Source organism: Nocardiopsis sp. CC223A, assembly GCF_030766825.1.
In the GTDB taxonomy this organism is placed as follows: Bacteria; Actinomycetota; Actinomycetes; order Streptosporangiales; family Streptosporangiaceae; genus Nocardiopsis.
Genome location: NZ_JASFDV010000089.1, coordinates 20,259 through 28,217, shown reverse-complemented (window position 1 = coordinate 28,217; position 7,959 = coordinate 20,259). Strand labels below are relative to the sequence as shown.

General features: G+C 70.0%; 11 protein-coding genes and 1 tRNA gene. 6 read left to right on the top strand and 6 right to left on the bottom strand.

The genetic code is table 11. The annotated features are described in order from the left end of the window. From QJS33_RS26365 to QJS33_RS26350, 4 genes are all read left to right on the top strand, one after another. The coding region (locus QJS33_RS26365; protein WP_306370778.1) for a hypothetical protein at positions 1–278 on the top strand (278 nt) is incomplete at its 5' end. A gap of 85 nt (positions 279–363) precedes the next feature. Continuing rightward, positions 364–1,002: an oligoribonuclease gene (orn, locus tag QJS33_RS26360; protein WP_306370777.1), complete on the top strand. Its 639-nt coding sequence runs from the start codon at positions 364–366 to the stop codon at positions 1,000–1,002. 67 nt (positions 1,003–1,069) lie between these two features. Next, a tRNA-His gene (locus tag QJS33_RS26355) sits at positions 1,070–1,145 on the top strand. A 272-nt stretch (positions 1,146–1,417) separates the two neighbouring features. Continuing rightward, positions 1,418–2,770 carry a site-specific integrase gene (locus QJS33_RS26350; protein ID WP_306370776.1) on the top strand — a complete coding sequence of 451 codons (1,353 nt, stop codon included), beginning with the start codon at positions 1,418–1,420 and terminating at the stop codon, positions 2,768–2,770. A 60-nt stretch (positions 2,771–2,830) separates the two neighbouring features. Here QJS33_RS26350 and QJS33_RS26345 read toward each other — a convergent pair whose 3' ends face one another. From QJS33_RS26345 to QJS33_RS26325, 5 genes are all read right to left on the bottom strand, one after another. Beyond that, complete coding sequence (locus QJS33_RS26345; RefSeq protein WP_306370775.1) at positions 2,831–3,019, bottom strand: helix-turn-helix domain-containing protein; 189 nt, start codon at positions 3,017–3,019, stop codon at positions 2,831–2,833. A 40-nt stretch (positions 3,020–3,059) separates the two neighbouring features. After that, entirely contained in the window at positions 3,060–3,455 is a 396-nt protein-coding gene (locus QJS33_RS26340) for a WhiB family transcriptional regulator (RefSeq protein WP_306370774.1), read from the bottom strand. A 563-nt stretch (positions 3,456–4,018) separates the two neighbouring features. After that, positions 4,019–4,870, bottom strand: a complete 852-nt coding sequence (locus QJS33_RS26335; protein WP_306370773.1) for a replication-relaxation family protein — start codon at positions 4,868–4,870, stop codon at positions 4,019–4,021. Between the two features lie 229 nt (positions 4,871–5,099). Then, positions 5,100–5,474: a hypothetical protein gene (locus QJS33_RS26330; protein ID WP_306370772.1), complete on the bottom strand. Its 375-nt coding sequence runs from the start codon at positions 5,472–5,474 to the stop codon at positions 5,100–5,102. Positions 5,475–5,595: 121 nt separating this feature from the next. Then, positions 5,596–6,144, bottom strand: coding sequence for an ATP-binding protein (locus QJS33_RS26325; RefSeq protein WP_306370771.1), 549 nt, complete (start codon positions 6,142–6,144; stop codon positions 5,596–5,598). Between the two features lie 208 nt (positions 6,145–6,352). On the opposite strand from QJS33_RS26325, the gene QJS33_RS26320 reads away from it, so the two are divergent. Next, the gene (locus QJS33_RS26320) at positions 6,353–7,210 is read left to right on the top strand and encodes a helix-turn-helix transcriptional regulator (protein ID WP_306370770.1); all 858 of its coding nucleotides are present in this window, start codon (positions 6,353–6,355) and stop codon (positions 7,208–7,210) included. Continuing rightward, positions 7,207–7,386: a DUF397 domain-containing protein gene (locus tag QJS33_RS26315; RefSeq protein ID WP_306370769.1), complete on the top strand. Its 180-nt coding sequence runs from the start codon at positions 7,207–7,209 to the stop codon at positions 7,384–7,386. The genes QJS33_RS26320 and QJS33_RS26315 overlap by 4 nt, the downstream gene beginning before the upstream one ends. A 54-nt stretch (positions 7,387–7,440) precedes the next feature. Here QJS33_RS26315 and QJS33_RS26310 read toward each other — a convergent pair whose 3' ends face one another. Further along, positions 7,441–7,911, bottom strand: coding sequence for an NUDIX hydrolase (locus QJS33_RS26310; RefSeq protein ID WP_306370768.1), 471 nt, complete (start codon positions 7,909–7,911; stop codon positions 7,441–7,443). Positions 7,912–7,959 lie beyond the last annotated feature (48 nt).

Genomic DNA, 7,959 nt, shown 5'->3' with positions numbered 1-7,959 from the left:
GCGGCCCGCCCGCACCCCACGGCGGCCCCCAGCATCCCCACTGGGGCCCGCACCCGGGCGCCCCGGGCCACCAGCCCTACCCGCAGCAGCCGCCCCAGCCCCAGCCGCCGAAGAAGAAAAAGGGCGGCTGCGGATGCGGCTGCTTCACCTTCCTGCTGGTCCTGCTGGTGCTCCTGGGCCTGGGCTTCGTCCAGTTCTGGGGCTACTGGGACTGGCTGTACCTGTTCTTCGACCTCGGTGGACCCCCGGGCGTCTCCGACCCCTTCATCTGGGACTGACCGCGTCCCCACCCGGGGCGGCCTCCGCCGGAGGCCGCCCCGCGGCGTGTCCGGGCCCTCGCCCCCGAACCCCTAAGCTGGCCGTATGAACGACAGTTTGGTGTGGATCGACTGCGAGATGACGGGCCTCGACTTCGAGAACGACGCGCTGATCGAGGTGGCCTGTCTGATCACCGACGGGGAGCTCAACATCCTCGACGAGGGGATCGACGTCGTGATCAAACCCCCGCAGGCCGCACTGGACGCCATGGGCGACTTCGTCCGCGACATGCACACCACCTCCGGCCTGCTCGCCGAACTCGACAAGGGCGTGACCCTGCAAGAGGCCGAGGACGCCGTCCTGGAGCACATCCGCCGCTACGTCACCGAACCGGGCAAGGCCCCGCTGTGCGGCAACTCCATCGCCACGGACCGCACCTTCCTCGCCCGCGACATGAAGCGCATCGACCAGTACCTCCACTACCGGATGGTCGACGTCTCCTCCATCAAGGAGCTGCTGCGCCGCTGGTACCCGCGCGTCTACTACGCGAGCCCGGACAAGAACGGCGGCCACCGCGCCCTCGCCGACATCACCGAGAGCATCCGTGAGCTGCGTTACTATCGCGCCGCCGCGTTCGTCCCCGAACCGGGCCCGAACTCCGCCACGGCCCGCGCCATCGCCGCCGACGTGGTCGCCGGCGGCACCGGCCGCGTGGAGCCGCGCGAGGACTCCCCGGAAAACTGATCGAAGCACTCCCGGGAATCCGCTAAGATTTCATACGTACGCAGGGCCGCGAGGCCCGGCGCACGTGGTGGGTGTAGCTCAGCCGGTAGAGCACTTGGTTGTGGTCCAAGAAGTCGCGGGTTCAAGTCCCGTCACTCACCCCACGAGCGAAAGCCCCTGACCAGCGCGGATGCGCACCGGTCAGGGGCTTTCGCGTTCCCGGGGGCGCACCAGCGGGTGCACGGGGGTAAAGATCCACCCAGTGAGTGCGCACCGCCCATCCCGTCACTCACCGATGAAGCGGGTGGTGCACCCGGGTGCACGCCGACCACGCGTTCGACCACGACCGCACCCGCTCTGACCAGCGCAAAAGATCTCCGGAGATCTTCCGCCGATTCCCTTCGCTTCGGCCCCGACCCAAGCGATGGTCTGCACCATGGCAACCATCAACCAGCGCGAACTGGCCGACGGGCGCACCCGCTACTGGGTGAAATGGCGGCTCGGCGGCACCCGCAAGGGCGCACCCCAGTCCGAACCCTTCGACACCCGCGCCGACGCCCACACCTTCAAACTCCACGTCGAGGCCGCCGGACACCACTGGCCCGAGAACTGGATCCCCCGCCAGGGCTGGGCGCAAGGCTGGATCCCCGGCCACGGCTGGGTCACGACCGAGAAGGACACCGAACCCGAGACCGAGGCCGAACCGGTCCTGTTCGCCGACTTCGCCCGCGACCTCATCGGCTCGATGACCGGCATCGAGGAGCGCACCCGCGCCGACTACCGCCGCGACCTCGAACGCCACCTCGTCCCCCGCTTCGGCACCGCCGACCTGCGCGACACCGCCCAGCTCACACCCAAGGACGTCCGGGCCTGGGTCAACCACCTGCGCACCGGCGTCCCCGACCCCCGCCACCGGCCCGGCTCAGCTCTGGCGCCCGCGGGCCGCGACGGCTGGCTCCGGCGGCCCCTGTCCCCGAAGTCGATCCACAACCTCCACGGCCTGCTGTTCACCATCTGCGAGGCCGCCGTCCGCGAGGACCCGCCTATCCGGCCCTCCAACCCGGCCACCCGCACCCGCCTGCCCCGCGTCGACACCGCCGACCGCGAGATGTGCTTCCTCACCCGCGAGGAGTTCGCCCTGCTGCGGGACTCGATGCATCCGGACGTGCGCGACATGGTCGAGGTCCTGGTGCGCACGGGGATGCGCTACAGCGAACTGGTCGCGCTCCAGGTCCGCGACATCACCCTCACCCCCGTGATCGGGCCCCAGGGGCAGCGGCGGGCGCGCGGCCACCTGGACGTGCGCCGGGCCTGGAAGCGCGGCCCGGACAACACCTTCCACCTGGGATCTCCCAAGACCCGCAGCTCCCGCCGCCGCATACCGCTGTCCCCGGGCACCATCGACCTCATCCGGCCCCGGCTGGAGGGCAAGGGCGCCGAGGAGTTCGTGTTCACCACCGACCAGGGGTCGTGGTGGCGGCACTCCTCCTTCTACGGGCGCAGGTGGGCACCCGGCGTCAAGGAGGCCCAGCGGCGAGGGCTGGGCAAGAAGCCGCGCATCCACGACCTGCGCCACACCCACGTGGCATGGCTGATCGACAAGGACGTGCACGTCTTCAAGATCCAGCGCCGCCTGGGACACACCTCGATCACCACGACCATGGACCGGTACGGGCACCTGGTCACCGACATCGACGACACCATGATCGAGGCCATCGACGGCCCGCCCACGGGCACCGACCCGCACACCGACCCGGGCGGAGAACAGCACCTGCGCCTGATCTCTTGAACCGGCGGTACACAAGCAGGGGCGGGCCCGCGAGGGCCCGCCCCTCCCCCGGCTTCCGGGCTACCTGCCGAACCGTCTCGGCGCCACCTCGCGCTGGGCTGCGCGTTCCACGATCTCCTCCAGATCCCGGGCGGTGAACCGCACGTGCTTGCCGAGCCTGCGGTGCGGGACCCTGCGCAGGCGGACCCGCTCTCGCAGCCACGACTCCGGCACCGCCAGCAGTCGGGCCGCCTCCGGGATCGTCAACAACCGCCCCGGCACCTCCCCCGCCTCTGGTTTCCCCCCGCTGTCAGGCGGCGCGCTCCCGGCCATGGTCACCTCCATCCCGTTGTTGGCGGACCGCTGCGCGGAACCCGCGCCGTTCCTCCTCCGAGGCCCCGCCCCACACCCCGTACAGCTCGCCGCGCCGCACCGCTTCGGCCAGGCACGCCAACCGGACCGGACAGGCCCGGCACACCCGCTTGGCTGCCCGCACCGACCCGCCCTGGTACGGGAACCACAGATCCGGGTCCAGGCCCCGGCAGGCCGCGTACGCCCACCAGCCCCCGGGCCCGCGCCCGGGCGCTGTGGGGCCGCCAGAGGGCCCGTGCGCGCCCGTCGCCCTGGACTGGTGTCTGGGCGCCCGGTCCGGGGCCGGTGGCCCGACGTCCGCCCCACGCGCCCGCTGCCGCCGATCCCCCAACACGCACCACCTGTTCCGTCACCGGGGCGGCGCGGCCGTCCTCGCCGCTCTTCGCCCCGATGTCGTCCCTAGAACAAGACCCGCGAGGCAGCCGATGCGACACCCTCGCGAGAAAACACCACCGGTCGGGCGGAGGTGGCGCGGCAGGGGTGTGCATCATCAACCTCGCCCTCGCACCGGCGGACGCCCTCACCGGGCGCCTGCCTGCTGGTGAAGACCAACCTTCCTGGTGGTCAGGAAGGTGCGTCTTTTCCAGACGGAAAGAAGCAGGAGAACCTGGGCGAGACCGGGCACGGTTCAGGGGTGTGCGGGGGCGCCCGCGCCCCCGCACACCCTCGGGCCCGCCCGCCCTACGTGAAGAGGACTACCGAACTCGGTATACAGCCTGGGCGGCCGGTGGACCACCCCCAAGCCCGCGCCACCTGCACTGATAACGCCCCCAGGGTGGTCCACCCAAGGCCGGACCACCAAGTGGAGCGGCAGTCGGAGCAGGGGCCGGAGCAACGGCCGGAGCAGTCACAGGCCCACCGATCGGCACCCCGCGCACGCCCCCACCTCAGGGGAGGTCACTCCACCTGCCTCACCCGTTGGGGGTAGGCCAAGGAGATCTCTCCCAGGGGTGCCCGGTCTCGGCAGTGCGCCAGCCTCCAGATCGGCTCCGCCGCCCCCAGGGTGTACAGCCGCGTGTACGTGCTCATGTACACCCCCAGGGTGCCGGTGCAGTACTCGGCGAACTTGCGGGCCGCGTTGTCCTCACGCTGCTGGGAGTGGAACAGGAACAACACCACCACCGGCCGACCGGTCGCTTCGGCCAGACGCCGATACCCGGGCAGCTTCCACTGCACCTGGTTGAGGTTCTCGGTGCCGGTGTCGTACTCCAGGAAGGCGTCCAGGACCCGTCCGTGCTGACGCCAGCGCAGGTGGGCGTCGGGGCGCACCACGTAGTCGTTCCAGCGGCGGGCGCTCTCGCGCTCGCCCACCCACCGCACCACCTCGGCCCCCGCTTCGCGGGCGGCCTCGTAGAGGGCGGCGCGGGTCTCGGCCAATCCCAGGATGTGGGGCAGGTTCGGCGCGTAGGCCAGCGCCAGGGCCCGGTCGTGCCGATGACGCCCCAGGGGCAGGTCCTCGCCGCGGTGCAGGGCGACCAGGGCGGCCCCGGTGGGGGCCAGCACCCAGTGGTCGGGAGCGTTGCGGTCGTGGGCGTGACGGCGGAACCGGTCGATGAGCCCGTAGCGGTGCAGGGCCAGCAACCGGTACCGGGCCCGGCGGCCCCCGGCGTGGGGGAAGAAGATACGGTGCAGGTGGTGGGTGGTCATCACCCGGTGCTCCCACAACCCCACCAGGATCCTCCGGTCCCGGTCCGTGATCCGCGGTACCAGCCTCATCAGAGCCTGCTCGTAGTCGTCCCCGTCACCCATACGTATCCTCCCGTGGTGGTCTTCTCTTCTTCCTGCTTTCTGTTCTCTTAAGAAGCCGGTGCGGGAGGGGGATGCGACATCGAGTCCCCGTCTGGGGGTGGGCCGTGGTGATCAGAGCACTCTCACGGGGCTCTCAAACCGTGATCAGAGGGCCTTCAGACACGACGAAAAGGGGCGATACCGCGCGTACGCGGCACCGCCCCGTCGAAGGTCGAGACGATCAACGATTTCAGGTGAGCACCGGCACCCGAACCTGTTCGGAAGCTCGCGTGTGCTGCCACAAGGCGAGCAGCAGGGCGTCGGTGTCGGGGGCTTCCAGCAGGCCGGTGGGGGTGACGGCCCAGAAGGACTGGGTGGCCTCCCCGTAGTAGACGATCAGGCCGGGGTGCCGGGCCTGGACGGCTGCGGCACGTGCGTGTTCGGGGGCGAACTCGGTGCGGTGCCCGCCCAGGCGGGGCAGGCGCTGGGCGCGGCGGGCCCGGCAGGAGGGGTGCTCGCAGGCCGGGCAGACCGGGCCGATGAGCGGCCGCCTGCGGGGCAGCGGCAGGAGCGGAGCACGTCGGTCATCGTCGGAGCGGCGGGGCCGCGGGATAGGGTGGCGCATCGGATCCTGTTTTCTTGGTTTTCGCAGATAGGAGTTCGGGATCAAGGGCTCAGAAGGCGTTGGCGCGTCTTCTGGGCCCGTCTTCGTACCGGCCCCTTTTCGTTGGGGTCGAGCGGAGGCTTCAGGCCATGAGTGCGAGTTCCCTCCAGCGGCTCCCCTGGAGGTCGTAGGCGAGGTAGCACCACACCGTGCGGCAGCGGGCGTAGCCGTTGTCGCCCCAGTCCGTGGCCAGGGCGTCAACCAGGGCCAGACCGCGCCCCGTCTCGGCCTCCGCCGGGAGCCGCCCGGGAGACAGGCAGGTGTCCTCGCCGGTGGCGGCGCCCAGGTCGCGGCAGGTCAGGTGCAGGCCGTGGCGGTTGCGGTGGACCAGCAGCGTGTAGTGGCCGCCCGGGCGTCCGGACAGGGAGTGGCGCACGGCGTTGGCGGCCAGTTCCGAGCCCAACAGGGTGAACAGGTACCGGTAGTCGGCATCGCGGTGGGCGGCGCAGGTGTCCAGGAACGCGCGCACCAGCGGCATCACCTCGCCCAGGCCGGGGAAGGCGTAGCGGCGCAGCCGGTAGGGGGCGCGCTCGCAAGTGCCGGTGAAGTAGTGACGGTGGCCGGGCCGGACGAACGCGGCCCCGGCCACCGGAACCGGGTGCAGGCGGGGGTCGTGGACGGTTTCGGGCATGACGGACACACTCCTTGCGCAGGTGGAGGAAACAGGGGCTCCCCGCCCATCGGCCTTCGCGAAGTCGCACATGAAGACGTGGACAGGGCGTAGCGTTCGGCCCCAAGAACAGCCGGCGTTCGGCCGATCATCATCCACCCTAGAATGGGAATCCCACAAGTCAAGACTGTTGAATGAGATTCCCGCAATGTCCGGTTAGGATGCCCCTATGACCTCGCACAGCCCCAACATCCGACGCCGCCGTCTCGGGCACGTCCTGCGCGGCCTTCGCGACAAGGCCGGACTCACCTTGGAAGCCGCGGCCAAGGGCTCCGGCGTCCCCCGATCCACCCTGGGCCGGATGGAGACCTCCGAGGCCCGACGGCTGCGTCATACCGACCTTGACGCCCTCGCCGACTTCTACGGGGTGGAAACCCAGACCCGCGAGGGCATGCACGAACTGGCCAGGCAGGCCAAGCAGAGCGGCTGGTGGTCCCGGTACAAGGACGTGTTCGGCGAGCACGCCCTCCCGGACTGGGAGGCCGAAGCCGCCGCCATCCGCGCCTTCCAGGCCCAGCTCGTTCCCGGCCTGTTCCAGACACCGCGCTACGCCGCCGCAGTCTTTCGTGGAGGCCGTGCCATCAGCGAGGAAGAGGTGGCCCGACCGGTCGAGGCTCGCATGAACCGGCAGGCCATCCTCAACCGGGTCAAGCCGCCGCGCATGACCGCCGTCATCGACGAGGCGGCCCTACGGCGCCTGGTCGGCGGCCGAGAGGTGATGCTGGAACAGCTCGAACACCTGGGCCATCTGGCCATGCGACACAACATCGATATCCAGGTCCTGCCCTACGAGGCGGGCGAGCACCTGGGCATGGAGGGGTCGTTCACCATTCTGGACTTCCCCGAACCCAAAGACACCCCGATCGTGTACGTAGGAACCGCGACCACTGGCCTCTTCCTGGAGCGCCCAGAGGAGATCGAGGAATATAACGTGGCATTCGGCAACCTACAGGGCATATCCCTGTCCACAGCCCGGTCCGTCGAGTTCATCGACGAGATCGCCGCGTCACTGAAGGAGCAGGCATGAGCCACCGACTCGACTTCCGCAAGAGCAGCTACAGCGGCCGGGATCAGGACTGCGTCGAGGTTGCCGACCTGCCCTCAGGGTCTGCTGTTCGGGACTCCAAGAACCCCACCGATGGGCACCTCTCCTTCCCCGCCCCGGAGTGGGCTGCCTTCCTCCGAACCTCACCTCTGTCCTGAGAAGCCAGATCAGCGCGCCTCCCCGCTCTCTTGCCAGCAGAGGCGACCGACTCCCTACGCGGGCACTTCTCCGTTCTCCAAGTAGGCCACCGTGCCCTGTTCGCGGGCGTACGCAGCGTGGGTGATCCTGCGCGCGAGCCGGGGAATGGTGGCCTCTTCGATCGAGGCCACCTCGTGGAACTCGTACCCGGTCAGCTCGCCCGGGTCGAGGACGATCCGGTCCAGCCATTCCTGGTCGAGGACTCCCCCGTCGAACACGAAGAGTTGCTTGTCGCCCTCGGACCGGTTGGGGGCCCAGTCGACGACCAGGAGCCGCCCGAGGGGTGGGGTGATCCCCAGTTCCTCCTTCACCTCCCGGGCGGCGGCCCGGCTCGGTGTCTCTCCGTGCTCGATGTAGCCGCCGGGAAGGTCCCGGTAGTCCTTGTAGGAGGGGACCACCATCATCACCCGGCCGAAGTGGTCGAAGAACAGGACACCGGCGGCGACCCGGGGGCGGGAGAAGGATTCCGTGGGATCAGAGACCATGCCCCGACACTAACTTCTTCCCGGTCGGGCCTCCGCGGCTCATGTGCC